This is a genomic window from Microbacterium oleivorans (assembly GCF_001644225.1).
GTDB lineage: Bacteria > Actinomycetota > Actinomycetes > Actinomycetales > Microbacteriaceae > Microbacterium > Microbacterium gawkjiense.
In genome coordinates, this window is record NZ_LSTV01000002.1 from 262,856 (window position 1) to 286,324 (window position 23,469).

Genomic DNA, 23,469 nt, shown 5'->3' on the forward strand with positions numbered 1-23,469 from the left:
CTACCCGCGGCCCTCGCGGCCCGGCAGCATCAGCGTCGCAGGAGCTTCACCGCGCCCGCAACCGCGGCGGCCCCGACGACGGATGCCGCGGTGTAGAGCCCGCGCCGGTGGCGCAGCGCGCGCGTCTGCAGGCTCTCGCCGCGCGCGCGGTCGTCGAACGCGCCGTGCGCACCGTGGTCGCCGGCGACCGGCTCGTAGAGGTTCGGCGGGGTGGTCGACGAACCCTTGTCGTCGGCGAACTGACCCTCCCACGCGTTCTTGGCGAGGTACCAGTCCATGAAGCGGCCCGCCACCCGCGTGCCGAGGACGAGACCGACGGTCGACTCGCCTACCCAGGTGCGGCGGCGCGGCTTGTCGGCGACGTCGGCGACCGCACGGGCGCCCACCTCGGGCTGGTAGATCGGCGGCACCGGTTGCGGGTGCTTCGAGAACGGCGACTTCACCCAGCCGAACTGCGTCGTGTTGAGGGCCGGCATGTCGACGATCGAGACCGCGACGGCGCTCCCCTCGTGTGTGAGCTCGGACACGACCGAGTCGGTGAAGCCGTGGATTGCGTGCTTCGACCCGCAGTAGGCCGCCTGCAGCGGGATACCGCGGTGAGCGAGGGCCGAGCCGATCTGGATGATGTGGCCGCGGTCGCGCCCCCGCATCCGTCGCAGCGCGGAGCGCGTGCCGTTGACGGTGCCGAGGTAGGTGACCTGCGTCGCACGCTCGTAGTCCTCGGGGGTCGTGTCGAGGAAGGGGGCGATCGAGCCGGACATGACGTTGTTCACCCACAGGTCGATCTCGCCGAGCTCGGCCTCGACCTCGGCCGCCGCGAGCTCGAGGGCAGCGTGATCGGCGACGTCGACGGTGATGCCGTGCGCGCGGCGGCCCTTGGCGCGCACCTCGGTGGCCGCGGCATCCACCCCCTCGAATCCGCGGGCGAGGACGGCGACGTCCCAGCCGCGGGCGGCGAGTTCGCGCACGATCGCGCGGCCGAGTCCGGCGCTGCCGCCGGTGACGACGGCGACGCCTCGGGATGTGGTGCTGCTCACGACCGGCTCCTCCGCGGGGGCCCGACCGGGCGGGGGACCCGTGTGAGGCGGGCCTCTGCCGCTGCCTCTATCCTTCGGTCTGCCGTGGAGGGTCGGGATGCCGTTGCCAGCGCCCCGGGGATGAGGTACGGGGCCAAGCGCATCGAGGTCGAGAAAGCAAGCCGGAGTGCGGCATCCGCCCGTCGGGCTAGCGTCGCGGCATGAAAAGCTCAGAGATCCGTTGGAACGACGAAGCACGCGGCAAGATCCTCGACGACGCCGACCGGGTGCTGCGGGAGGCGGTCGTCGACCTCGCCCGCTCCGGTGACGGGATGTCGTCGGACGAGGCGTACGCCGCGCTCACCGGGGCGCTGAAGGACAAGTTCATCGATTGGGAGCCCGGCCCCGACATCCGAACCTACGCCGACGCCATCGCGAACGGCGAGATCGAGACCGACGAGGGGTGACTCACCACTCGACGAGCGGGGCGTCGCGTGAGTAGGTGTTGATGTCGATGGGTTCCCAGGCATCGAGGATCTCGTCGAGGATGAACCGCCCGGCCTGACGCCACATCTCGACGACCTCCTCGTCGGGGATGCCGTCGAGCTCGGACCGCGTGACCAGACGGATGTCGGTGGACTCCCCCGGTTCCGGTTCGGCCGCCGGGGGCTCGTCGGCGACGAGGGCGTAGAGCACGTCGGTGTGGAAGTGGCTCGGGTCTGTCGAGGTGCAGGCCGTGGACGACATGACGGGGACGGGGTGCACCGCGGCGTCGGTCAGCTGCCTCACCCGGATGATCGGCTGCAGCACCCGCACCTGCGACGGCTGATAACCGGACTCCTCGACGAGCTCCCTCAGAACGGCCGCCCACGGTGTCTCGTCGCGCTCGATGTGACCGCCGAACATCATCAGCTTCTGCACCTTGAGGTGTCGGTGGAAGGTGAGGCGAGGCTCGGAACCGTCGATGCGGACGATGAAGAACGACACGGTCCCGTCATGATCGCCGGGAGCTGTGTGGAGGTGGGGCATCGGTACGACCGTAATGCCGGTCGGGTCCGCGGCGCCGCCGCGACCAAGATGGATGTCGGAGGTTGGTGGCAGAGTGCAGGTATGACGGATGCGGCGGAAACCCCCGGTGGCGAGGACTATCTCACCACTCTGGCGGGCATCGTCGCGGACGTCGACTCGGTGGCTCGGCGGATTGCTGCCGCGCAGATCGACGAGCTCCGCGTGTTGGCCGCGGCGGGGCGTTTGGCGGAGGTGCAGACCGCGCAGCGGNNGTCGGCGGAGTGATGCGCGTCACCGATCGGACCGTGCAACGCCGAATCGGTGAGGCGCGGACGTTGATCGAAGGGTTCCCCGCGACTGTCGAGGCATGGGAGCAAGGCCGCATCGTTCGGGGCCACGCGATCGCGATCCTCGAGACCGGGACGAGTTTGCCGGCCGAGATGTGGACCGAGTTCGAGCAGGTCGCGATCAGCCGGTGTGAGCGCGACACCCCGAACCGGGTGCGGGGAGAGTTGGAGATCCTCGCGCATCGTATGCATCCCCGCTCGTTCGCGGAACGCCACGAGGAGGCCGCTGCTGGGCGATGCGTGCGGATCGTGCCCGGACGGGACGGGATGTCCGACGTGGTCGCAACCGTCCCGACGGTGATCGCCGAAGGAATCCACGATCGGCTGACGCAGCAGGCGCGAGCCATCATCGACACCCGCGACGAGCGTGCCGCTGCGCGCGGCGGGGCGGGTGTCGCGTACGGGGAAGCCGTCACGACGCACAGCGACAGCGACAGCGACGATGCCACCGCCATCGTCGCCACCGACCAGCGCTCCATCGACCAGGTCCGANNCTGCTCCTCGCGGGAACCCCAGCGCTCGATGACACCCGCGACACGACCGCCGGCCCGCTGGGCGCGATCCGCGCTCGCGTGCAAGTGCTCGTGCCCGCAGCGACGCTCACCGGCGAAGACGACGGGCCCTGCGACCTCGCGGGGCGCTCCCCTATCGACCCCGCCACCGCGCGGACGCTCGCCGGCGGCACCCACGTCTGGGAACGCCTGTTCCACGAACCCACCACCGGGGTCACGGTCTCGACAGATTCGTACCGGGTCCCGTCGGGGATGCGACGTTTCCTGCAAGCCCGTGACCAGCACTGCCGGTTCCCCGGATGCCGCGTCGCCGCGATCCGTTGCGAGGTGGATCACACTCACGATCACGCCCTCGGCGGACGGACGGAGCTCACCAACTTGGCTCATCTGTGCCAGCGGCATCACTCCATGAAGCAATTCACGGCGTGGAGAGTGCGACAACTGGGGGGTGGCGTCCTGGAATGGACCTCACCCCTCGGCAGGACCTATCGCGAAGACGCCCCGACCCCGGCCGTCGCGTTCACCCCTGCCGCACCACCACCGCCACCCGCACCAGCGGAACCCGCACCCTTCTGACGTCGACGGCGGTTCGACGACCGAACTGCCGCCGACCGCCGGCCGTCACCACGCGGTCTGGGTGACCGCGTGGGTCAGCGCGCGCTCTCGCCGGGCCGGCCCGCAATCCTCGGACCCCGGCCCCGCACAACCATCAAGCCCGACGCAACACCGCACAGCCATCAAGCCCGACGCGGCACCGCGCAACCGTTGAGCCCGACGCGGCACTGCGCAACCGGCGACCCGACTCCGCACCGTCACCCCGCGCAACCATCGAGCCGACTCCGACCGCCACCCCCGCGAGATCGTGCAGGCCGCGCGGACTACACCCCGAGCGCGCGCAGGTAGTCGTTCACGAACGCGCCGCGCGGGTCGAGCTCGCGCTGCAGGGCGACGAAATCCGCCCAGCGCGGGTAGAGCCCGGCGGGGTCCCGCGGGGTGAAGACCTTGCCCCAGTGCGGTCGCGCATCGAAGGGCGCGAGCGCCGCTTCGAGCTCGGGCAGCACCTCGGCGACGCCGGCCTCGTCGGCGGTCCACGTGAAGTGGAACGCGACCGAATCGCGCCCCGAGCTCGGCGACAGCCACAGCTCGTCGCCGGCGATCGTGCGCACCTCGCACACCTGCAGCACGGGCTTCAACCGGTCCGCGAGCCCGCGCACCGCGTCGAACGCGGCGACCGCGTCGGCGATCGGCAGCAGGAACTCGGACTGCAGCTCCTCCCCGTTCGACGGCGTGAACTCCAGGCGGAAGTGCGGCAGCCGATCGAGCCAGCGCCCCGCCTTACCGCCCTGCACCGTGCACGACGCCGCGGACACCCTGGGCAGCGGATGCCGTGCCCCGCCCGCCTCGCGATCGCGCAGCGCGGCGGGGATCGGAGTCACCGCGGCATCCGTGCGCTCCTTGCGCCACACCTGATCGACGTAGGCGTCCTCGTGGAACGTCGCGAAGAGCGAGACGCTGTACGCCGACGCGGCGATGACGTCGAACGCCTTGCGGACCGCCTCGACGGGCACGTTCTCGTAGACCGTCTGGGCGACCTCGAAGGTCGGCTCGATCGCGAGTTCCACCGTCGTGACGATGCCGAGCGCGCCGAGCCCCACGACGGCGCCGTAGAAGGTCTCATCTGTCTCACTGAGCCGCACGAGGTCACCGGTCGAGGTGACGAGCTCGAGCCCCGTGACCGCCGCGGCCAACGACCGGTTCGCGACACCCGAGCCGTGCGTGCCCGTGCTCACCGCGCCGGCGACCGAGATGTGCGGCAGCGAAGCCAGGTTCGCGAGCGCCCAGCCCTGCCGGTCGAGCTCCTGCGCGAGCTCGCCGTAGCGGACGCCGCCGCCGACGCGCACACGGCGCTGCGCGGCATCCACCTGGATCGGCAGGTCGAGCTCGGCGGTCGACACGAGCGTGCCGGTCGTGTCGGCGATGCGGGTGAACGAGTGCCGCGACCCCAGGGCCTTCACGGACGCGGATGCCGCGACCACCTCGCGCAGCTCGTCGACCGTCGTCGGGGCGACGATGCGCTCTGCCGAGTAGCGGATGTTGCGGGACCAGTTGAGGCCGGCGTCGTCGCTCATGCGTGCCAGCCTAGGCGCGCCCGCACGGGGTCAGCCCTGCATCCGCGGATCCTCCGTCGGATCCAGGTACTGCTGCGGACAACCGTCCGTGACCGCCTCCGGTCGCAGCTCGAAGTGCCACGGCTCATTGACGTAGATGCGGCACAGCCCGAACGCGTCGCCGTACCGATCGAGCCAGTACGCGGCATCCCACGGACCGACGTCGACGGCGTCACCCGACACGTGCGCCGAGGTCTCGGGGGTCGCGACCCACCGCGCCGCCTCCTCCCGCGAGCCGTACTTCGCCACGGCATCCTGCAGCAGGCGCTCCTGATACTCCGGCGAACGCCAGCCGCTGTTGATCCGCAGCGTCAGCCCGTCCTCCGCCGCACGCGTGCTCGCCGCCTGCAGCGCCTCGCGCAGCGCCGGGTCGAGGCGGGCGACGGCCGGGACGCTGTCGTCGAACGCGGTCGTGCCGTCGGGCGCCTCGCCCTGCTCGGCCGTCGACACCGGACGGATGCCGGGCGTCGCCGCCGAGCCGCCGGGCGCGCACGCGGCAGCCCCGAGCATCACGACGACCAGCACGGCGAGGGACGAAGGGGGGTGTCTCATGCGCCCATCCCATCGAGACCGATGTTGCGACGGCGTACGCGGAAATCGATACGCCGGCGATAAGAGCGGGTTCGTACGATCGAGTCGTGCGCGTGCTGATCGTGGAGGACGAGCCCCTCATGGCGGGGGCGATCCGCGACGGCCTGCGCCTCGAGGCGATCGCCGCCGACATCGCGGGCGACGGCGACACGGCGCTCGAGCTGCTCGCCGTGAACGCGTACGACATCGCGATCCTCGACCGCGACATCCCCGGTCCGTCCGGCGATGACGTGGCGCGCTCGATCGTCGCCTCCGGCACCGGTACGCCGATCCTCATGCTCACCGCGGCCGATCGTCTCGACGACAAGGAGTCGGGCTTCGAGCTCGGCGCCGACGACTACCTCACGAAGCCGTTCGAACTGCGCGAGCTCGTCCTCCGCCTGCGCGCCCTCGACCGTCGCCGTGCCGCGCCGCGCCCGCCGGTGCGCGAGTACGCGGGGCTGCGCGTCGACCCGTTCCGCCGCGAGGTGTACCGCGACGGCAGGTACGTCGCCCTCACCCGCAAGCAGTTCGCCGTCCTCGAGGTGCTCGTCGCCGCGGAGGGCGGGGTGGTCAGCGCCGAGTCCCTGCTCGAGCAGGCGTGGGACGCGAACGCCGACCCGTTCACCAACGCGGTCCGCATCACGGTGTCGGCACTGCGCAAACGGCTCGGCGAACCGTGGGTCATCGTGACCGAGCCGGGTGCCGGCTACCGCATCGAGGCGGCGGCGTGAGCCGACCGCGCGGTCTCAGCGCTCGGGTGAAGCTGACGCTGAGCTACGTCGCGCTCGTGCTGGTCGCGGGCGGGCTCATCCTCACGGTCGTCTGGCTGTTCCTCCTGCGGTACGTGCCCGACGAGCCGCTCTTCTCCGACACCGGATTCGCGCCGAGCCAGCGCGACCTCGTCCGGGCGTTCCTCCCGGCCGCGGGCGCCGCGATGCTCGCCCTGCTCGGCCTCGGCGCCGTCGGCGGATGGTTCCTCGCCGGGCGCATGCTCTCGCCGCTGCAGGCGCTGACGGCCGCGACGCGGCGCGCGGACTCCGGCGACCTCTCGACACGGGTGCGGATGACGGGCCGCAACGACGAGTTCCGCGAACTCGCCGACGCGTTCGACGGGATGCTGCACCGCATCGAGTCGCAGGTCGACGAGCAACGGCGGTTCGCCGCCAACGCGTCGCACGAGCTGCGCACTCCGTTGGCGATCGCCCGCACCCTGCTCGACGTCGCCCGCTCGGATCCGGACCGCGATGTGACCGCGCTGCTCGACCGCCTCGTCGCGGTGAACGACCGCGGCGTGGACCTCGTCGAGGCCCTGCTGCTGCTCGGCCGGGTGGACCGCGGCGGATTCCCGCGCGAACCCGTCGACCTGTCCCTCCTGGCCGAGGAGGCGGTCGAGACGCTGGTCCCGCTCGCCGAGGCACGCGGCGCCGATCTCGTCGTCCACGGCGACGCGGTGTCCACCGTCGGCTCGCCCAGTCTGCTCGGTCAAGTCGTCCTGAACCTGCTGCAGAACGCCGTCATCCACGGGAACGCCGCCGAGCCGGTGACGGTCACGACGCACCGCGACCTCGACTCGGCGGTTCTCATCGTCGAGAACGGCGGGGAACGGATGGATGCCGCGGTCGTCGCGACGCTCGCCGAGCCGTTCCAGCGGGGGACCACCCGCATCCGCCGGTCCGATCAGGAGCGCAACGGGCTCGGGCTCGCAATCGTCACCGCGATCGCCGAGGCCCACGGCGGCTCGCTCACGCTCGCGCCGCGGGCCGCCGGCGGCCTGCGTGCGACGGTGCGACTGCCCGCAATCTAGTCGCGGAACCCCTTCACGGTCGGGATCGCGCCCGTTCGCGCGGCGATCTTGCGGTCGCCGCGGCGACGGCTGAACCGCGCGACGAAGAACAGGATCGCTCCGACGACGACGTACCCCGCGGTGGCCAGCCACACCAGGCCGGTCTGCTGGGTGAGCAGCACGATGCTGGCGATGATGGCGAGGATCGGCACGATGCGCGGCACCGAGAAGTGGTCGTGCTCGACCTTGTCCTTCTTCAGCACGAGCACGCTCACGTTCGCGGTGAGGAACACGAGGAGCAGCAGGAGCACGGTCGTCTCGGCGAGCGTCGAGATGTCGCCGACCACGGTGAGGAGCATCGTCACCCCGGCGACGACGACGATCGAGACCCACGGCGTCCGTCGCTTGGGCAGCACCTTGCCGAAGGCGTGCGGCATGAGGCCGGACTCCGCCAGCCCGTAGGCGACGCGGCTCGCCATCACCATGAACAGCAACGCGCCGTTGGCGATCGCGACGAGCGCGATGAGGCTGAACAGCCATCCCGGCACCGCGAGACCGCTCGCGGTCACGACCTCGAGCAGCGGACCGGAGGAGGTCGCGAGCTTCGACGGTTCGACGACGATGACCGCGCCGATCGCGATCAGCAGGTACACGACGGCGGCCGTGAGGATCGCGCCGAACAGCGCCCGCGGGTACGACCGCGACGGGTTCTTGACCTCCTCGGCCATGTTCGCCGCCGCCTCGAAACCGAGGAAGGAGAAGAAGGCGATGATGGATGCCGCGAACGCGCCCTGCAGGGGTGCGACGTCGGGCGCGAACTCGAAGATGCGCGACGGTTCGCCTCCGCCGCTGCCGAACACGATGGCCGCGATCACGATGACGAGGACGAGTCCCGAGACCTCGATCATCGACGCGACCATGTTCGTCGCGAGCGACTCCTTCACCCCCCGCAGGTTGATGAGCGTCAGCACGAGGATGAAGCCGATCGCGACCGGGATGGGCGGGATGTCGAACAGAGCGCTGAAGTAGTCGCCCGCGAACGCGTTGGCGAGCGCCGCGGCCGTCGTGATGCCCGAGGCCATCATGAGGAAGCCGACGAGGAACGACAGGAACGGGATGCCGAACGCCTTATCGACGTAGCGGGCCGCGCCGCCGGCGTGCGGGTACTTGGTGATCAGCTCGGCGTAGGTGCCGGCCGTGAGCAGCGCGACGACGAGCGCGATGAGCAGCGGCAGCCAGATGACACCGCCCACGTCGGTCGCCATCGTGCCGACGAGCGTGTAGATGCCCGCGCCGAGGGTGTCACCGACGATGAACGCGAAGAGCAGCCAGGTGCCGACGGCGCGTTTCAGACCGGGCTTTTCCTGGGCGAGGGGAGCCGACGTGTCGTTTGTCATCGCACCACTTCAACCGACACCGCGCGTGGGATGCAACCCCTATCGCGGCGGGTTCTCCTGTGCGTGCGCGACCCCGACGACCTGATCCTGCAGCAGAACCGCCTGTCTGAGCACCTCGCGCAGCGCCCCCAGCAGGAGGGCGATCGCCGCGCCCACGACGAGCGCGAGGAACGTGAGGATCAGGACGAAGGGGCTTCCCGCGCCGGCCGCGCCGATCACCCCGCATCCCACGACGACCACCGTCATTCCCGCCACGGTCAGGCCGATCATCGCGTCGACCCAGCGGAACGCGCCGTCCTCGAAGAGACGCCCGGCGCCGAAGCGGGCGAGCAGACGCCACGCGCACAGCAGGGCGAGCTGCACGCAGAGGAGCAGGATGCCGCCGAGGGCGACCCCCGGCATCCGCAGGCCGGCGAACTCGGGAGCGAGCTGCGCGAACCCGGCCGCCACCTCGGGGACGACCCACAGCTGCAGGGCGAGCAGGGCGAGCAGGAGGATGGCGACCCCGGCCTTGGCGAATGTGATCATGGCTCCCCGATCTATCGACTCTCGATACCTTTATATCGAGAAACAACTCCTGATGTCGAGCGTTCGAGATCGGCGACACGGCAGGATGGGGGCATGACGACTCCCCCGCCCGCGCCGCGCCCAGTCGCCTCGTTCTTCCGCGGCGTCGGCGACCTCGGTCGCGGCTTCGCGTTCTGGGGTCGCTTGCCCGGCCGGATGGCGCTCGGCCTCATCCCGGCGGCGATCGTCGGCATCCTGCTGCTCGCGGGGATCATCACCCTCGTCGCCTTCCTGCGCGACATCGTCACCGCGCTCACCCCGTTCGCCGACGACTGGGCCGAGGTCGCGGCATCCCTCGTCCGGCTCGGCATCGGCGCAGCCCTGCTCGGCGGCGCGATCGTCCTCGCGGTCGTCTCGTTCACCGCGCTCACGCTGCTCGTCGGCGACCCGTTCTACGAGCGGATCTGGCGCTCGGTCGAGCAGCACCTCGGCGATGCGCCGCCCGAGTCGGACTACGGGTTCTGGCGATCGATCCGCGACAGCATCGGCCTCATCCTCCGCGGCCTGCTCGCGGCGATGGTCGCCGGACTCGTCGGGCTCATCCCGCTGGTCGGCACCGCCCTGGGTGCGGTCGTCGCCGCCTTCCTCACGGGCTGGCTGCTCGCCGACGAGCTCACCTCGCGCGCGCTGTCAGCGCGAGGACTGGATGCCGCGGCTCGCCGCGACCTGCGCCGCGGTCAGCGCGCGCGGGTGCTGGGATTCGGCGTCGCGACGCAGCTGTGCTTCCTCGTCCCGCTCGGCGCCGTCGTCGCGATGCCCGCCGCGGTCGCCGGGTCCACCGTGCTCGCGCGCACCCTGCTCGACATGCGTGCCGCCATGAGTCAGGCTGAGGAGTCGACCGCGCCGACGCGGTCCGGAAACGGAGCATGATGCGTCTCGTCCCCCTCGGTCCCACCGATCAGCGTGTCCCCAACGTCGTCGCCGGGATGATGCGGATCGAGGAGATGTCCGACGCGGCGATCCGCGAGCTCTACGACGCCTGCCGCGCGGCGCGTGTCGACTTCTTCGACCACGCCGACCTGTACGGCAGCTCGCGCCACGGCTGCGAGCGCCGCTTCGCGGAGGCGCTGGACCTGAGCTCCGCCGAGCGCGACGAGATCACACTGCAGACCAAGACGGGCATCGTCCCCGACGAGTGGCACTTCGACCACTCCTACGAGCACATCGTCGCCTCGGCCGAGGAGTCGCTGCAGGCACTCGGGACCGACCGGATCGACGTCCTCCTGCTGCACCGCCCCGACGCGCTCGTCGAGCCCGACGAGGTCGCGCGCGCCTTCGACCACCTCGAGTCGTCGGGCAAGGTGCGCGCGTTCGGCGTCTCGAACCACACGCCGCGGCAGATCGACCTGCTGAAGACCGCCGTGACGCAGCCGATCGTCGCGAATCAGGTGCAGCTGTCGATCACGCACTCGACGCTCGTCGCGCAGGGGCTCGCGGCCAACATGGCGGGCGAGGACGACTCGATCACCCGCGACGGCGGCGGGCTCGTCGACCACGCGCGGATCAACGGCATCACCCTGCAGGCGTGGTCGCCGTTCCAGAAGGGGTTCTTCGACGGCGTGATGTTCGGCGCCCCCGAGCTGCCCGAGCTGAACGCCCTGCTCGACCGCCTCGCCGCGAAGTACGACGTGACGCCGCTCGCGATCGCCACGGCCTGGATCACGCGGCATCCCGCCCACATGCAGGTCGTGCTGGGGACGACGACGCCGCAGCGCGTGACGGATGCCGCCGCCGGCTCCGACATCCCGCTCACCCGCGCCGAGTGGTACGGCCTCATCTCGGCGGCGGGCCACAAGGTGCCCTGACCCGGATGGCGGACTACGTCATCGAGGGGAGCCGCATCGGCGGCATCCCCGACCTCTACGCCGAACTGAACCGTCTGTTCATGACTGGGGAGGATTGGCGATTGGGCACCAGCCTCGACGCGCTCGACGACCTGCTCCACGGCGGGTACGGGGCGCTGGCCGAAGACCACTCCGCGCGGGTCGTCTGGCGCGATTCGGCGCGCAGTCGGCGGGCCCTCGGCGTCGCTGAGACGGAGCGATGGCTGCGCGAGAAGCTGGCACAGCCGGGCACGTTCCGATCCGACACCATCCAGCGTCAGCTCGACGACCTGCGCTCCGGAACGGGGAAGACGTACTTCGACCTCGTGATCGCGGTGTTCGCCGACCACCCGCACGTCACGCTCGACCTCCGCTGAGTCAGGTTTCGCGACGGACCTTGATCGTTGCGCCGGCGGCGAGGAAGACGAACGCGGCCGCGACCTGGGCAGCGCTCCAGATCGCACCCGAGAACGCGAAGGGGAAGATCGGGTTCCAGACCACCGCGACAGCGAGCATGATCGGCACCCACCACCAGTGCCGCGCCTGCACGGCGAACCATCCGATGATGAGCGCGAGGATCGTGGCGACGAACCGGACGGTGAGGAACCAGTCGCTCTCGAGCAGTGCCGGCGCGACGAACAGGACCGCCGCGGCCAGCAGGCTCGGCGCGAGCGCGTTGCGCTGGTACATCGCGGGTGTCGGCTGCGTGCGGCTCATGAGGCTCCTGGGGACGGGGACGCGCTCTCAGTCTGCCGCACGCGTCTCGCGCGCCCGGCGAGCACCGCCCCGCCGACGATCGCCGCGACCACCGAGCCACTGAGGATGCCGATCTTCGCGTGGTCGTCCGCCAGCGATCCGACCCCGTACGACAGCTCGCCCACGAGCAGCGCGACCGTGAACCCGATGCCGGCGAGCAGTCCCACGCCGAGCATGTCGCCCCATCGCAGTTCGAACGTCCGCCGCACCGACGGCACCCGCGTGAGAAGGAACACCGCGAGCAGGATCCCCACCGGCTTGCCCACGACCAGCCCGACCAGGATGCCGAGGGTCACCGGATCGCCGAAGGCCGAGACCAGCCCGTCCCAGCCACCGACGGTCACCCCGGCGGAGAAGAACGCGAAGACGGGGATCGCGACCAGCGTCGAGATCGGACCGAAGCGGTCGGCGAAGTGCGCGGTGAACGCATCGTGGATGGGGCTGCCGTCGGCATCCTTCCCCACCTGCACCCGCGCTCGCGGCGTCACCGTCGCGGGGACGGTGAAGGCCAGCAGCACGCCGGCGATCGTCGCGTGCACGCCCGACGCGTGGACGAGCGCCCAGGTGACGATCGCGAGCGGCATCAGCACCCACCAGTGACGGATGCCGCGCCGCACCGCCAGCCCGAACAGGACGAGCGGGACGATCGCCGCCGCGAGCCACACCGGCTGCAGGTCGTCGGTGTAGACGGTGGCGATGATCGTGATGGCGAAGAGGTCGTCGACGACGGCGAGGGTCAGCAGGAAGACGCGGAGCGCGGGCGGCAGCCCCTTCGCGACGACGGCGAACACCGCGATGGCGAAGGCGATGTCGGTCGCCGTCGGGATCGCCCAGCCCCGCACCGCGTCACCGGGCGCGGTCACCGTGAACGCCGTGAAGATGAGCGCCGGGACGATGACACCGCCGAGCGCGCCGATCACGGGCACCGCGGCGATGCGCGGCGAGCGCAGCCGGCCCGCGACGATCTCCTCCTTGAGTTCGAGACCCACGACGAAGAAGAAGATCGCGAGCAGTCCGTCGGCCGCCCAGTGCGCGACGGTCAGGTGGAGGTGGAGCGCCTCGGGTCCGAACGACGTCTCGCGCAGACCCGTGTACCAGGGCGCGGCGGGCGAGTTGGCGAGGACGAGGGCCGCGACGGTCGCGGCCAGCAGCAGGATGCCGCCGAAGGTGTCGGTCTGGACGGTCTGACGGATGCCGCGCCAGATCTCGTGCGGCGCCGTGCGGGAGGAGGGGGAAGTGGACATGACGGATCGCTTTCCGCGTCGGTGATCAGGGGTCGCTGAGGACGCACCGACGAGCGGTGCGCGTCAGGCCCCCGACGGCGGGCAGCCGGCGATCTCGCCGTGCGCGTTGGTGCCCCATTCGCTGACCCATCCGTTGGTTCCCGGATGCTGCGGTGCGGTGAGGGTGCGGATCCCGATCGCCGACGGCAGCGCGCGCACGAGGCGGTAGCGCGCGGTGATCGTCATACCCCCATCGTACCGAGGCGGTCCGGGCGCGGCCCGGGACTTGCTCAGCCGAAGCGGCGCCCGGCCGGGTTGGTCGGCAGCAGGGTCAGGACCAGGAGGACGAGGGAGCCGAGGCTCGGGATGAAGGCGAGGAAGAACAGCGGTCCCGGCAGGTTCGCGTCGTGCAGCCGCCGCCAGGTGAGAGCGGCGTCCGGGATGATCGTCGCGAGCAGGAAGAGGACCAGCAGGATGGCGCCGACCGCGATGAGCGGACCGGGCCGACTCTGCCCGGTCACCGGGTCGTACGAGACGCCGACGAGTGCGCCGCCGATCATGATCACGACGAGCACCATCGCGATGAGGAAGTACGCGAGGCGCATCCACCAGAACTCGCTGAGGCTCGCGCGACCGGTGAAGGTCGCGTACTTCTTCCAGTACCGGACGAAGGCCTGCGCGAACGACGCGCCGTAGAGGGGCCACTCGAGGGGCGGCTGCCCGGGCCCGGCGGCGGGAAGCATCGGTCGACCGTAGGGAGAGGGCGGCGGGGGCGGTGCGTAGGACATCGGTTCCTCCGGGGACGGTCGGGGCGTGCGTCCATCGTGGCGGATGCGGCGACTTTTTTGTGACGAATCGCCCCCGGCATCCCTCCTATGTGCAGAGGCGGAACTAACCGCCCCCACAGACACAGGCACAGAAAAGGACACTGACATGGCTGAGGACCAGAAGACCACCACCCCGTCCGTTGCGGCTCCGGCGACGCGCGTCGACCGCACGCCCGGCTCGCGCGGGACCGACGCTCCGACCACCGCGGGCACCATCACGATCGCCGACGGCGTCGTGGCCAAGGTCGCCGGCATCGCCGCGCGCGAAGTGAGCGGCGTGTACGCCCTGGGCGGCGGCGGTGCGCGCGCCATCGGCGCGATCCGTGACGCCATCAACGCGACCGACCTCACGCAGGGCGTCAAGGTCGAGGTCGGCGAAACGCAGGCCGCCGTCGACCTGAAGGTCGTCGTCGAGTACCCCGCGCCGATCGCCCGCGTCGCCGACGAGGTCCGCGGCTCCGTCGCCGGGGCGGTCCACCGCCTCACCGGTCTCGAGGTCGTCGAGGTGAACGTCGAGATCCACGACGTCCACATCGAGGACGACTCCGACGACCAGGCCGAGCCCCGCGTCGCCTGATTCGACGCATCCACACCCGAGGAGAACCCCGGAACATGCGCAACAAGATCCTAATCATCGGCGCCATCGCCTTCGCGGCCTACGTGATCGGCAGCCGCTCCGTCACCGTCAAGAAGTCCGAGTCGGTCCCGCACCAGCTCGTCCGTCTGCGGGAGGAGCGCAAGGCGAGGAAGGACCGGCAGCGCAGGGCAAAGAAGATCGCCAAGACCGCGAAGGGCACGGCGGAGGACCTGGCCGACAAGATCCGGGATGCCGCGCACGACGTGCGCAAGCGTCTGAGCTGACCGGCTCCTCACCCACCCGGCCCACACGGGAGGGTGCGTACGATGGCTCCCCGTGACGAGTCGTGACCTGCGCACCCTCCCGAAGGCCGAACTCCACCTCCACATCGAGGGGACGCTCGAGCCTGAGCTCGCGTTCTCCCTCGCCGCGCGCAACGGCGTCGATCTTCCGTTCACCGATATCGACGATCTGCGCACCCGCTACGACTTCACCGACCTGCAGTCCTTCCTCGACGTCTACTACGCGTGCATGGCGGTCCTGCGCACCGAGCAGGACTTCACCGACCTCGCCGTCGCCTACCTCGAGCGGGCGGCTGCGGACGGCGTGCACCACGTCGAGATGTTCTTCGACCCGCAGGTCCACGCCGCGAACGGCGTCGCGGTCGGCACCGTGATCGACGGACTGCGCACCGGTCTCGACATCGCCGCCGAGCGCCTCGGCATCACCGGCGGCCTCATCGTCTGCATCGTGCGCGACCAGCCGGTCGCCTCCGCCCAGGCCCTCCTCGACGAGATCGCCCCGCGCGCGCACGAGCTGCTCGGCGTCGGTCTCGACTCCGCCGAGGTCGGCTACCCGCCCGCGCTGTTCGAGGGCGTGTTCCGTCGCGCCGCCGAGCTGGGACTGCACCGCGTCGCCCACGCGGGCGAAGAGGGACCGGCGGCGTACGTCTGGGATGCGCTGCGCGTGCTCGAGGTCGAGCGGGTGGACCACGGCATCCGATCGATCGACGACCCCGACCTGCTCGCCCACCTCGCCGAGCACCGTGTGCCGCTGACGGTCTGCCCCCTGTCGAACGTGCGACTGCGGGCCGTGCCCGAGCTCGCGGCGCATCCGCTGCGACGGCTCGTCGACGCGGGCGTCGTCGTGACGATCAACTCCGACGACCCGTCGTACTTCGGCGGGTACATCGGCGACAACTACGCCGCCGTCGCCTCGCTCGGCTTCGACACGGCCGAGCTCGCCCAGCTCGCCGAGAACTCGATCACCGCGTCGTTCGCGGATGCCACCCGTAAGGCGGATCTGATCGCGCGGGTGCGGGCGTGGGCGGCATCCGCCTGACTCAGTCCACCTGGGCCTTCGGCCAGACGTACGGCAGGTCGTCGGGGTCGTCGAAGCCCTGCGCGCGGTAGTACTCGAGGTCCTTGCGGAGCAGGTTCGACCGGTGCGAGCGGTGGACCTCCTCGCGGCCGAACCAGGGCGGCATCCGTACCGTGCCGGACCGGTATTCGGCGCCGTCCTCGGGGATCTCGTCGAGGGTCGCGAGGGTGGACTGCCGCGTGGTGTCGGCGAAGCCGCGCCAGACCCACTCGTCGACCGTGAGGTCCTGGTAGACCATGAGCGCCGCGCGGTGCCCGCGCCACATGGCGACCGCCGGGTGATGGCGCCAGCCGTAATCCGGGATCGTCAGCGCGCGCATCACCTGCAGGGTCTCGACGCGCTGCTTGCCGAGCCGCTTCGTGTCGAGCGCGGCCATGCCGCGGGCGAGGTCGGCGTACGGGACGAAGGTCTGCACGTCAGCGGACCTTCCGGATGCGGATGGGTCCCTTCGCGGTCGACGGGTCGACGACCTGCCCCCGCTGCGTGATCTCGACCTCGCCGGCCGCGACGAGTCGCCTCGCGGCGCGGCGGGCGGGCTCCATGAGGTCGCGCCAGTCGTCGCCGCCGACCGCTTTCGCCGCCTCGGACGGGCAGATCGTCGCCGACGCGGCCCGCGCATCCAGCAGCTCGACGATCGTCCGCGTGAGCTTCTCGTCGACGGGACGGATGCCGCGCTTCCGGCACGCGTCGGAGCAGTACTTCACGTCGTCCCAGTTCTTCTCCCACTTCTTGCGCCACTGGATCTCGCGCCCGCACGAGGCGCACGTCTTGGGTGCCGGGGTGGAAGCCATGCCGCGACGCTACGTCGGAGAGCCGACACGGGCGAAGGGGTTGCGCCGTCCGAGTTGCGCCTGTCAGGTCAGGACGCCGAGATGGGCGCGGACGGACTCCGCGCCGGTGACCGCGATGGACCAGTCAGGTCGGATGAAGGCGTCCCGATGCAACCGAACCCGCTGTTCATCTACGGGCTCACCCTGCCGAGGGGCGACGCGCGTCACGCCGTTGAGTTCGTACCCGAGCTTGCGGGACACGGCGAGGGACGCCTCGTTCCAGGACGCTGCGCTGGATTCCGCCCATTCCGCCCCGAGAACGTCGAACGCGAACATCAGCAGCGCCGCCCGCATCTCGGTTCCCCAGCCCCGGCCTTGAGCAGACCTGGTGAGCCAGGAGCCCGTGTTGACGGTTCGCCGGTCGGCGAAGGTATACGCAGACAGGTCTTGCGAACCCACAACACGGCCGTTCGCGTGGACGGCGAACGCGACTGTCCAGTGTGCAGGGTTCACTCTGGTGCGAAGACTCCATTGGTACTCGGCCAGGTTCCGGGGAAGATCAGCGGGATCCGCATCGGTCCAGGGGACGCCGAACGGCATCCGCTCCGGGTCGTGCACCCCGTCCGCCGCCGCCTGAACCAATCCCGGCAGGTCGACGTCACGGACGGGGCGCAGGGTCAGATTCGGCGTGCCGATCGAGAGTTCGAACAGCGGCCAGATCTCCTCGAGTTCCATGCCGGGACCCTACCCGTCTCGGCGGGCGGCGCGCCTTCACATGACGGCGTCACACTCGGGCTGGCAGCGCGGGCACCACCAGGTGCGGCGACGCTCGGGGTCGTTCGCGACCTCGTTGCGGACGAGGATGCGGGTGCCGCACCGCAGGCACGGTCGACCGGCGCGGCCGACGACCCAGTGCGACTCGCCCTTCCGCGTCGACCCGGTGGTCACCTGGTACATCCCCGGCACGGTCGCCGAGATCCGCAGCATCCGCGCCGCCCTCTCGACGAGCGGTGCGAGGTCGACCGATCCGATCGGGGCGAACGGATGCGCGCCGGAGAGGAACGCGGTCTCGTTGACCCACAGGTTGCCGAGCCCTGCCAGGTTGCGCTGGTCGAGGAGCGCCGCGACGAGAGGACGCTCGGGCCGTGAGGCGAGCCGGCGCACCGCCTCGGCGGCATCCCAGTCCTCACGCAGCGGATCCGGACCGAGGTACGCGAGCAGGCCGCCCTCGCCCGCCGTCGCGACGAGCTCGACCACGGGCAGGTCGATCCCCCACAGCGTCGATCCGTCGTCGAGACGCATCCGCACGCGCACCCGATGCTCCTCGCGCGACGGGATGCGGCGACCCGGCCGCGTCACCGTCCAACTTCCCTGCATCCGCAGGTGCGTGTGGAGCGTCTGCCCGGTGTCGAAGCGGGTCAGCAGGTGCTTGCCGTGCGTGTCGTACGAGGCGATCCGAGCCCCGGCGAGCGGCGTGCCCGCCGCGTCGCCGGAGCGCAACTCACCCGAGGCGATCGTGTGACCGACGGATGCCGCGGCCAGCCGCTGCCGCAACCGGAACACACTGTCGCCCTCCGGCATCCGTCTCCCCATCCCCGTGTCGCTCCAGCCGAACCACGAGTCACCACCCGCGTGCCGAATCACCACCCATCGTCATGCATTCCGGTGGTGATTCGGCCGTTAAGTGGTGACTCGGCGCTGCGGAGTCGCGCACGAGCACGTCGGCACGTGCGAGACGGGCCGTCCGGGGTTCAGCTCGCGGCGCGCAGCCAGACCGTCGTCGCGGCGGGCAGCCGGTCGCCCTCGAGCTCGGCGCTCGAGAGCAGCACCTCACCCGCGGGCAGATCGGCCGGCTCGTCGCCGAAGTTCGTGACCACGATCCAGCCATTCGGTCGCGAGAACGCGAGCACGTCGTCGCGTCCCGGCTCGAGCCAGGTCAGCTCCTCGACCGTCTGCAGCTCGTGCCGCAGCTCCAGCGCACGGCGGTAGAGGTTCAGGGTCGACGCGGGGTCGTCCTCCTGCGCCTCGACCGACATCGCGCCGAACCACTCCGGCTGCGGCAGGTGCGATCCGCCCGAGCCGAAGCCGAACGACGAGCCGGACTCGGTCCAGGGGATCGGCACCCGGCATCCGTCGCGCCCCTTGTCCTCGCCGGGGCTGCGGAAGAACGTCGGGTCCTGCCGCTCGTCGTCGGGGATGTCGGCGACCTCCTGCAGCCCGAGTTCCTCGCCCTGGTAGACGTAGGCCGAGCCCGGCAGCCCCAGCACGAACGCGCTCGCCGCGCGGGCGCGCCGCAGGCCGGCCTCGGCGTCGAGCGCGGGCTCGGCGCCGCCCGAGAGCAGCCACTCGTTGCCGTGCTTGCGAGAGGGGCGGCCCGAGGCATCCCGCTCCGGATGCGGCAGCCCGTACCGCGTCGCGTGCCGGACGACGTCGTGGTTCGACAGCACCCAGGTCGTCGACGACCCCGACGAGGCGGCGAGCGCGAGGTTGTCGGCGACGATCCGCCGGAACTGGCCGGCGTCGAAATCGGCCTCGAGCAGATCGAAGTTGAACGCCTGCCCCAGGCTCTCGGCGCTCGCGTACAGCGGCACGCGCGACGGGTCGACCCACGCCTCGGCGACGGCGGTGCGCGGCGGGTCGTAGGAGTTGAACACCCGACGCCACTCGGCGTAGACCTCGTGCACGTCGTCGCGGTCGATCATCGGATGCTGCCCGTCGCGCGGCATCGCGTCGAGCTCGGCCTGCGAGGGAAGCTCGTCGGGCAGGTCCTTCGTGAGCATGTGCGCGACGTCGATACGGAACCCGTCGACGCCCCGGTCGGACCAGAAGCGCAGCGTCCGCACGAAGTCGGCGCGCACCTCGGGATTCGACCAGTCGAGGTCGGGCTGCTCCACGGCGAAGTTGTGGAGGTACCACTGCCCGTCCTCGACGCGCTCCCACGCCGGGCCGCCGAAGGCCGACGTCCAGTCCGCCGGCGGCTCCTCGCCGTTCTCACCCTTGCCGTCGCGGAAGATGTACCGCGCCCGCGCCGCCGAGCCGCGCCCGGCGGCGAGCGCCTCCTGGAACCAGGCGTGCCGGTCGGAGGTGTGGTTCGGCACGATGTCGATGACGACCTTGATACCCGCCTCGTGGAGGGCGGCGATGAGCGCGTCCGCGTCGTCGAGCGTGCCCAGACGCGGGTCCACGTCGCGGTAGTCCGCCACGTCGTACCCGCCGTCGGCGAGGTCGGACGGGTAGAACGGGCTCATCCAGATCGCATCGACGCCGAGCTCCTTCAGATAGGGCACCCGGGAGCGGATGCCGCGAAGGTCGCCGATGCCGTCACCGTCGGCATCCGCGAAACTGCGGGGATACACCTGGTAGACGACCGCCTGACGCCACCATTCGGGCAGCTCGGCGTCGGTGAGGTCGGCGGTCTCGGGTGCGGTCTGTACGTCGGAGGTCACGAGGGTCCTTTCGAGGTTGCGGTGGTCGATCAGCCCTTGACGGCGCCCTGCGTCACGCCCTCCATCACCCAGCGTTGGGTGAAGAGGTACGCGAGGATCGCGGGGGCCATGGCCATCAGGTACGACGCGAACGCGACGTTGTAGTTGTTGCTGAACTGCGTCTGGAACAGGTTCTGCCGCACCGGGAGCGTCTGCATGGCGGGGTCGGAGATGATCAGTGACGGCAGCATGAAGTCGTTCCACGCGTAGAGGAAGGCGAAGATGCCGACCGTCGCGCTCATCGGAGCGAGCAGCGGGAAGATCAGCTTCCAGAACGTCTGCCACGTCGTCGCGCCGTCTATGCGCGCGCTCTCCTCGAGCTCGAGGGGGATCGAGCGCAGGAACGCCGTGAACAGCAGCACGCTGAAGCTCAGCTGGAACATCGTCGCCAGCAGGATGACGCCCACCGGGTTGTCGAGGCCGAGGCGTCCGGTCAGCTGGATCTGCGGCAGCGCGACGACGGGGAACGGGATGAACATCGCCGCCAGCAGGTAGAAGAACGAGTAGCGGAAGAGCTTGCGGTCCCAGTTGCGGACGATCGCGTACGACGCGAACGCGGCCAGGATGATCGTCGCGACCACCGTCCCCGCCGTGACGAAGAACGAGATCGCGGCGCCGACGGGGAACTGCGTGAGGTTCCACGCCTGCACGAACCCGTCGAAGCTGAACGGGGCCGGCAGCGAGAACGCGTTGCCGTCGACGGCCTGCCCCGTCGTCTTGAGCGACATCGAGATGGTGACGTACAGCGGCAGGAGCACGGTGACCGAGCACAGGAAGAGGATGACGGTGCCCGACCAGTTGGGGCGCTCGGCGCCCGTCTTGCGCCGACGGCGCGGCGGTTCGGTGGGGCGGTCGGGGGCGGTGACGGCGTCGGCCTGTTCGAAGGCGAGCGCGGGCTGCGTGGTGGACATCAGACCTTGTTCCTTCCCCGCGTGAGCGAGAGCTGGAGGAGAGAGATGAGGACCGCGACGATGAAGAAGATCGTCGCGTTGGCCATCTGGTAGGCGTAGTCGCCGCCGTTGAAGCCCGCGATGATCGTCATCGCGACGCTGCGCGTCGCGGTCCCGGGACCGCCGCCGGTGAGGCCGACGATGATGTCGTACGCGTTGAGGAAGCCCTTGAAGCCGAGGATCACGTTGATGACGACGTACCCGGCGACGAGCGGGATGGTGATGCGCAGCAGCTGCTGCCGCTTGGACGCCCCGTCGATGTCGGCCGCCTCGTACACGTCGCCCGGGACCGACAGGAGCCCTGCGATGTAGATGAGCAGCGTGCCCGGGATCGCCTGCCACGCGGTGACGATGACGATCGCGATCCAGGCGAGGTCGGGGTTCGCGAGCAGGCTCTCCTGCAGCCACGGGACCCCGAGCGCCGACCCCGCCGAGGGCAGCGAGTTCGAGAACAGGAAGTTGAAGACGTAGGCGATGATGATGCCCGAGATGACCATCGGGATCACGAAGATCGTCCGCAGGCCCGTCTTGAAGCGGATGCGGGAGGTCAGCCCCACGGCCAGCAGGAACGCCGCGATGTTGACCACGATGACCGTCGCCACGGCGAAGCCCGCCGTGAACAGGTAGCTCTGCAGGATCGCGGGGTCGCTGAACAGGGCGATGTAGTTCGTGAACCCGATGAAGTTCCACTCCCCCAGCCCGATCGAGTCGGTCAGGCTGAAGAAGATGCCGACGATCCCGGGGACGGTGATCGCCAGGGTGAACAGCAGCACCGTCGGCAGCAGGAACAGGTAATAGATCGGTTCGACGCGTTTGCTGCTGCGCCGACGCGTGCGGTCGCCCTGCGTCAGGAGGGTCGTCGTCGACCCGGTGGTGGTGGTCATCGCGTGGCCTCCTCAGCCTCGTCGGTGAGGACGGGCTGGCGGAACGCGAGCCGCGACCAGTCGCTGTCCATGGTGGCGAACGTCCGTGCCGGGTCCTGCCCGAACACCAGCGCCTGCGCGTAGGCGAAGACGGGGATCGTCTTCGGCACGAGGACGGACGGGCCCTGGTAGATGGCGCCGGAGTCGTAGAACTCCTGCATGCCCTGGACCCTCGGGTCGTCGGGCGGAGCGGCATCCGTCGTCGGAGCGAACCCGAGCTGGGACTCGTTGTAGGCCTCGATGATCTCGGGCTGGTACAGGTACTCGAGGAAGTCCCGCGCCGCGTCCTTCTTCGTGGAGGCGTCGGGGATCATGGCCGCGAGGTCCATGTTCACTCGGATCGCGCGGTCGTCGGGGTCGTCGGTCATCGGCAGCGGGAAGGTGCCGAGGGGGGCGTCGGGCGCGGTCTTCGCGATCTCGCTGAAGGCCCAGGGACCCTGCAGGTACATCGCCGCCTGACCCTCGCCGAACGCGAGGTTGCCGTCGCCGTAGGCCCGGCTGTCGGCATCCTCGTTGGTGTACTCGGTGGCCAGCTGCAACATCTTCTCGGCCGGCCCCGTGAAGTCCTTCTCGAACGAGACGTCCGAGGACCCGTCGACGTCGGCGCCCTCGGCGGCCAGCCCGTCGAAGAAGTCGATGACGTCGATGGAGCCGCCGATCGCGTAGTCGTACCAGCCCTGCGCGACCGTCCAGTCGTCCTTGAACGTGCCGTAGAACGGCGTGACGCCGGCGGCTTCGAGCGCGTCGCACACGGCGACCAGCTCGTCCCACGTGGTCGGCACCTCGAGGCCGTTCTCCTCGAAGATCTCAGTGTTGTAGATGACCGATGAGGCCATCACGGAGTAGGGCAGTGCACTCGTGCGGCCCTCGCAGTTGCCGTACTGCTCCATGAGCGGCTGCAGGTCCTCGCGCACCGTGGCCGCGGCATCCGTGTCACCGAGATCGCTGAGCGCGCACCGCTGGACGAAGCGGGCGACTTCGTAGTTGTAGTTGGCCAGCATGATGTCGGGCGGGTTGCCGCGCACGAAGCTCGCCGAGACGACGTCGACGCCCGACGTGTCCATCTCGACCGTGACGGCGTCCTGCGAGGCGTTGTAGTCCTTCACGACGTCCTGCATGAACGTCAGCGCCTCGCGCTTGCTGAAGGTGAAGCGGATGGTCTCGCGGCCGTCGGCGGAGCAGCCGGCCAGGGTCGCGGCGCCCAGGGCGGCGACGGCCAGCGCGGCGGCCGCCCGCCGGCGGGGAGTGGTCGATGACATGTGTATCCGATCGCGTCGTTGCGGACGAAGTTCTCACTCAGGAAGTGATGCCGGCGATTATATTTAGTCGCCAAATCAATGTGATGCAGGCAATATTGCAGGGCGCGTCCCGAAAGGTCAAGACC

At 70.3% G+C, this 23,469-nt stretch carries 27 protein-coding genes and 1 pseudogene; 10 read left to right on the forward strand and 18 right to left on the reverse strand.

Annotation, left to right across the window (positions count from 1 at the left end; translation table 11 throughout):
- Positions 1–29: 29 nt before the first annotated feature.
- A complete protein-coding gene (locus AYL44_RS07870; protein WP_064002726.1) occupies positions 30–1,037 on the reverse strand; it encodes an SDR family oxidoreductase in 1,008 nt (335 codons plus the stop codon).
- Between the two features lie 200 nt (positions 1,038–1,237).
- Here AYL44_RS07870 and AYL44_RS07875 point away from each other — a divergent pair, with 200 nt between their 5' ends.
- The gene (locus AYL44_RS07875; protein WP_064002727.1) at positions 1,238–1,483 is read left to right on the forward strand and encodes a hypothetical protein; all 246 of its coding nucleotides are present in this window, start codon (positions 1,238–1,240) and stop codon (positions 1,481–1,483) included.
- 1 nt (position 1,484) lies between these two features.
- On the opposite strand, the gene AYL44_RS07880 is transcribed toward AYL44_RS07875, so the two are convergent.
- Positions 1,485–2,045, reverse strand: a complete 561-nt coding sequence (locus AYL44_RS07880; RefSeq protein WP_064002728.1) for an NUDIX domain-containing protein — start codon at positions 2,043–2,045, stop codon at positions 1,485–1,487.
- An 81-nt stretch (positions 2,046–2,126) separates the two neighbouring features.
- Here AYL44_RS07880 and AYL44_RS07885 point away from each other — a divergent pair.
- Positions 2,127–3,459, forward strand: a pseudogene (locus AYL44_RS07885) (DUF222 domain-containing protein).
- 302 nt (positions 3,460–3,761) lie between these two features.
- On the opposite strand, the gene AYL44_RS07890 reads toward AYL44_RS07885, so the two are convergent.
- Together AYL44_RS07890 and AYL44_RS07895 are read right to left on the reverse strand one after the other, a co-directional pair.
- Positions 3,762–5,012: an FAD-binding protein gene (locus AYL44_RS07890; protein ID WP_064002729.1), complete on the reverse strand. Its 1,251-nt coding sequence runs from the start codon at positions 5,010–5,012 to the stop codon at positions 3,762–3,764.
- A gap of 30 nt (positions 5,013–5,042) precedes the next feature.
- The gene (locus AYL44_RS07895) at positions 5,043–5,603 is read right to left on the reverse strand and encodes a M15 family metallopeptidase (protein WP_064002730.1); all 561 of its coding nucleotides are present in this window, start codon (positions 5,601–5,603) and stop codon (positions 5,043–5,045) included.
- Positions 5,604–5,689: 86 nt separating this feature from the next.
- Here AYL44_RS07895 and AYL44_RS07900 point away from each other — a divergent pair, with 86 nt between their 5' ends.
- On the forward strand, positions 5,690–6,355 hold the full coding sequence (locus AYL44_RS07900) for a response regulator transcription factor (RefSeq protein ID WP_064002731.1): 666 nt from the start codon (positions 5,690–5,692) through the stop codon (positions 6,353–6,355).
- The gene (locus AYL44_RS07905; RefSeq protein ID WP_064002732.1) at positions 6,352–7,428 is read left to right on the forward strand and encodes a sensor histidine kinase; all 1,077 of its coding nucleotides are present in this window, start codon (positions 6,352–6,354) and stop codon (positions 7,426–7,428) included. Before AYL44_RS07900 ends, AYL44_RS07905 begins: the two co-directional genes overlap by 4 nt.
- On the opposite strand, the gene AYL44_RS07910 is transcribed toward AYL44_RS07905, so the two are convergent.
- Together AYL44_RS07910 and AYL44_RS07915 are read right to left on the reverse strand one after the other, a co-directional pair.
- Positions 7,425–8,804 carry an APC family permease gene (locus tag AYL44_RS07910; RefSeq protein ID WP_064002733.1) on the reverse strand — a complete coding sequence of 460 codons (1,380 nt, stop codon included), beginning with the start codon at positions 8,802–8,804 and terminating at the stop codon, positions 7,425–7,427. The two genes, AYL44_RS07905 and AYL44_RS07910, sit on opposite strands and share 4 nt — an antisense overlap.
- Positions 8,805–8,843: 39 nt before the next feature.
- Complete coding sequence (locus AYL44_RS07915; protein ID WP_064002734.1) at positions 8,844–9,332, reverse strand: DUF2975 domain-containing protein; 489 nt, start codon at positions 9,330–9,332, stop codon at positions 8,844–8,846.
- Positions 9,333–9,425: 93 nt separating this feature from the next.
- On the opposite strand from AYL44_RS07915, the gene AYL44_RS07920 reads away from it, so the two are divergent.
- The 3 genes from AYL44_RS07920 to AYL44_RS07930 are packed head-to-tail and all read left to right on the forward strand — an operon-like array spanning position 9,426 to position 11,571.
- Positions 9,426–10,241, forward strand: a complete 816-nt coding sequence (locus tag AYL44_RS07920; protein WP_064002735.1) for an EI24 domain-containing protein — start codon at positions 9,426–9,428, stop codon at positions 10,239–10,241.
- A complete protein-coding gene (locus AYL44_RS07925) occupies positions 10,241–11,176 on the forward strand; it encodes an aldo/keto reductase (RefSeq protein WP_064002910.1) in 936 nt (311 codons plus the stop codon). Before AYL44_RS07920 ends, AYL44_RS07925 begins: the two co-directional genes overlap by 1 nt.
- 5 nt (positions 11,177–11,181) lie before the next feature.
- Positions 11,182–11,571, forward strand: coding sequence for a hypothetical protein (locus AYL44_RS07930; RefSeq protein ID WP_064002736.1), 390 nt, complete (start codon positions 11,182–11,184; stop codon positions 11,569–11,571).
- Between the two features lies 1 nt (position 11,572).
- Here the strand turns inward: AYL44_RS07930 and AYL44_RS07935 are convergent, their stop codons facing one another.
- From AYL44_RS07935 to AYL44_RS07945, 4 genes are all read right to left on the reverse strand, one after another.
- Positions 11,573–11,911, reverse strand: a complete 339-nt coding sequence (locus tag AYL44_RS07935; RefSeq protein ID WP_064002737.1) for a DUF6804 family protein — start codon at positions 11,909–11,911, stop codon at positions 11,573–11,575.
- Positions 11,908–13,194 (reverse strand): Na+/H+ antiporter NhaA, encoded by a 1,287-nt coding sequence (gene nhaA / locus AYL44_RS07940; protein WP_064002738.1) that lies wholly within the window; start codon positions 13,192–13,194, stop codon positions 11,908–11,910. Before nhaA ends, AYL44_RS07935 begins: the two co-directional genes overlap by 4 nt.
- 63 nt (positions 13,195–13,257) lie before the next feature.
- Positions 13,258–13,419, reverse strand: a complete 162-nt coding sequence (locus AYL44_RS14545) for a hypothetical protein (protein ID WP_157532590.1) — start codon at positions 13,417–13,419, stop codon at positions 13,258–13,260.
- A gap of 44 nt (positions 13,420–13,463) precedes the next feature.
- The gene (locus AYL44_RS07945; protein ID WP_064002739.1) at positions 13,464–13,916 is read right to left on the reverse strand and encodes a DUF805 domain-containing protein; all 453 of its coding nucleotides are present in this window, start codon (positions 13,914–13,916) and stop codon (positions 13,464–13,466) included.
- A gap of 190 nt (positions 13,917–14,106) precedes the next feature.
- On the opposite strand from AYL44_RS07945, the gene AYL44_RS07950 reads away from it, so the two are divergent.
- The 3 genes from AYL44_RS07950 to AYL44_RS07960 are packed head-to-tail and all read left to right on the forward strand — an operon-like array spanning position 14,107 to position 15,918.
- Positions 14,107–14,577, forward strand: a complete 471-nt coding sequence (locus AYL44_RS07950) for an Asp23/Gls24 family envelope stress response protein (protein WP_064002740.1) — start codon at positions 14,107–14,109, stop codon at positions 14,575–14,577.
- Positions 14,578–14,612: 35 nt separating this feature from the next.
- Entirely contained in the window at positions 14,613–14,861 is a 249-nt protein-coding gene (locus AYL44_RS07955; protein ID WP_064002741.1) for a hypothetical protein, read from the forward strand.
- A gap of 52 nt (positions 14,862–14,913) precedes the next feature.
- The gene (locus AYL44_RS07960; RefSeq protein ID WP_064002742.1) at positions 14,914–15,918 is read left to right on the forward strand and encodes an adenosine deaminase; all 1,005 of its coding nucleotides are present in this window, start codon (positions 14,914–14,916) and stop codon (positions 15,916–15,918) included.
- A 1-nt stretch (position 15,919) separates the two neighbouring features.
- Here AYL44_RS07960 and AYL44_RS07965 read toward each other — a convergent pair whose 3' ends face one another.
- The 8 genes from AYL44_RS07965 to AYL44_RS08000 form a co-directional block, all read right to left on the reverse strand.
- Positions 15,920–16,372 (reverse strand): MSMEG_6728 family protein, encoded by a 453-nt coding sequence (locus AYL44_RS07965; protein ID WP_064002743.1) that lies wholly within the window; start codon positions 16,370–16,372, stop codon positions 15,920–15,922.
- 1 nt (position 16,373) lies between these two features.
- Positions 16,374–16,748 (reverse strand): DUF2256 and DUF3253 domain-containing protein, encoded by a 375-nt coding sequence (locus AYL44_RS07970; RefSeq protein WP_064002744.1) that lies wholly within the window; start codon positions 16,746–16,748, stop codon positions 16,374–16,376.
- A gap of 63 nt (positions 16,749–16,811) precedes the next feature.
- On the reverse strand, positions 16,812–17,462 hold the full coding sequence (locus AYL44_RS07975) for a GNAT family N-acetyltransferase (RefSeq protein WP_064002745.1): 651 nt from the start codon (positions 17,460–17,462) through the stop codon (positions 16,812–16,814).
- A gap of 36 nt (positions 17,463–17,498) precedes the next feature.
- On the reverse strand, positions 17,499–18,374 hold the full coding sequence (locus tag AYL44_RS07980; RefSeq protein ID WP_231872755.1) for an Fpg/Nei family DNA glycosylase: 876 nt from the start codon (positions 18,372–18,374) through the stop codon (positions 17,499–17,501).
- 104 nt (positions 18,375–18,478) lie between these two features.
- Complete coding sequence (locus tag AYL44_RS07985; RefSeq protein ID WP_064002747.1) at positions 18,479–20,173, reverse strand: glycoside hydrolase family 13 protein; 1,695 nt, start codon at positions 20,171–20,173, stop codon at positions 18,479–18,481.
- Positions 20,174–20,202: 29 nt separating this feature from the next.
- Positions 20,203–21,123: a carbohydrate ABC transporter permease gene (locus AYL44_RS07990; protein WP_064002748.1), complete on the reverse strand. Its 921-nt coding sequence runs from the start codon at positions 21,121–21,123 to the stop codon at positions 20,203–20,205.
- Positions 21,123–22,046 carry a carbohydrate ABC transporter permease gene (locus AYL44_RS07995; RefSeq protein ID WP_064002749.1) on the reverse strand — a complete coding sequence of 308 codons (924 nt, stop codon included), beginning with the start codon at positions 22,044–22,046 and terminating at the stop codon, positions 21,123–21,125. Before AYL44_RS07995 ends, AYL44_RS07990 begins: the two co-directional genes overlap by 1 nt.
- Positions 22,043–23,344 (reverse strand): ABC transporter substrate-binding protein, encoded by a 1,302-nt coding sequence (locus AYL44_RS08000; protein WP_064002750.1) that lies wholly within the window; start codon positions 23,342–23,344, stop codon positions 22,043–22,045. Before AYL44_RS08000 ends, AYL44_RS07995 begins: the two co-directional genes overlap by 4 nt.
- Between the last annotated feature and the right edge of the window lie 125 nt (positions 23,345–23,469).

Bases quoted from the DNA above. Each gene is read 5' to 3' on its own strand.
- AYL44_RS07875 (WP_064002727.1), top strand. From the start codon at position 1,238: ATGAAAAGCTCAGAGATCCGTTGGAACGACGAAGCACGCGGCAAGATC.
- AYL44_RS07880 (WP_064002728.1), bottom strand. From the start codon at position 2,045: ATGCCCCACCTCCACACAGCTCCCGGCGATCATGACGGGACCGTGTCG.
- AYL44_RS07890 (WP_064002729.1), bottom strand. From the start codon at position 5,012: ATGAGCGACGACGCCGGCCTCAACTGGTCCCGCAACATCCGCTACTCG.
- AYL44_RS07895 (WP_064002730.1), bottom strand. From the start codon at position 5,603: ATGAGACACCCCCCTTCGTCCCTCGCCGTGCTGGTCGTCGTGATGCTC.
- AYL44_RS07910 (WP_064002733.1), bottom strand. From the start codon at position 8,804: ATGACAAACGACACGTCGGCTCCCCTCGCCCAGGAAAAGCCCGGTCTG.
- AYL44_RS07915 (WP_064002734.1), bottom strand. From the start codon at position 9,332: ATGATCACATTCGCCAAGGCCGGGGTCGCCATCCTCCTGCTCGCCCTG.
- AYL44_RS07920 (WP_064002735.1), top strand. From the start codon at position 9,426: ATGACGACTCCCCCGCCCGCGCCGCGCCCAGTCGCCTCGTTCTTCCGC.
- AYL44_RS07925 (WP_064002910.1), top strand. From the start codon at position 10,241: ATGCGTCTCGTCCCCCTCGGTCCCACCGATCAGCGTGTCCCCAACGTC.
- AYL44_RS07930 (WP_064002736.1), top strand. From the start codon at position 11,182: ATGGCGGACTACGTCATCGAGGGGAGCCGCATCGGCGGCATCCCCGAC.
- AYL44_RS07935 (WP_064002737.1), bottom strand. From the start codon at position 11,911: ATGAGCCGCACGCAGCCGACACCCGCGATGTACCAGCGCAACGCGCTC.
- nhaA (WP_064002738.1), bottom strand. From the start codon at position 13,194: ATGTCCACTTCCCCCTCCTCCCGCACGGCGCCGCACGAGATCTGGCGC.
- AYL44_RS14545 (WP_157532590.1), bottom strand. From the start codon at position 13,419: ATGACGATCACCGCGCGCTACCGCCTCGTGCGCGCGCTGCCGTCGGCG.
- AYL44_RS07945 (WP_064002739.1), bottom strand. From the start codon at position 13,916: ATGCTTCCCGCCGCCGGGCCCGGGCAGCCGCCCCTCGAGTGGCCCCTC.
- AYL44_RS07950 (WP_064002740.1), top strand. From the start codon at position 14,107: ATGGCTGAGGACCAGAAGACCACCACCCCGTCCGTTGCGGCTCCGGCG.
- AYL44_RS07955 (WP_064002741.1), top strand. From the start codon at position 14,613: ATGCGCAACAAGATCCTAATCATCGGCGCCATCGCCTTCGCGGCCTAC.
- AYL44_RS07970 (WP_064002744.1), bottom strand. From the start codon at position 16,748: ATGGCTTCCACCCCGGCACCCAAGACGTGCGCCTCGTGCGGGCGCGAG.
- AYL44_RS07975 (WP_064002745.1), bottom strand. From the start codon at position 17,462: ATGGAACTCGAGGAGATCTGGCCGCTGTTCGAACTCTCGATCGGCACG.
- AYL44_RS07990 (WP_064002748.1), bottom strand. From the start codon at position 21,123: ATGTCCACCACGCAGCCCGCGCTCGCCTTCGAACAGGCCGACGCCGTC.
- AYL44_RS07995 (WP_064002749.1), bottom strand. From the start codon at position 22,046: ATGACCACCACCACCGGGTCGACGACGACCCTCCTGACGCAGGGCGAC.
- AYL44_RS08000 (WP_064002750.1), bottom strand. From the start codon at position 23,344: ATGTCATCGACCACTCCCCGCCGGCGGGCGGCCGCCGCGCTGGCCGTC.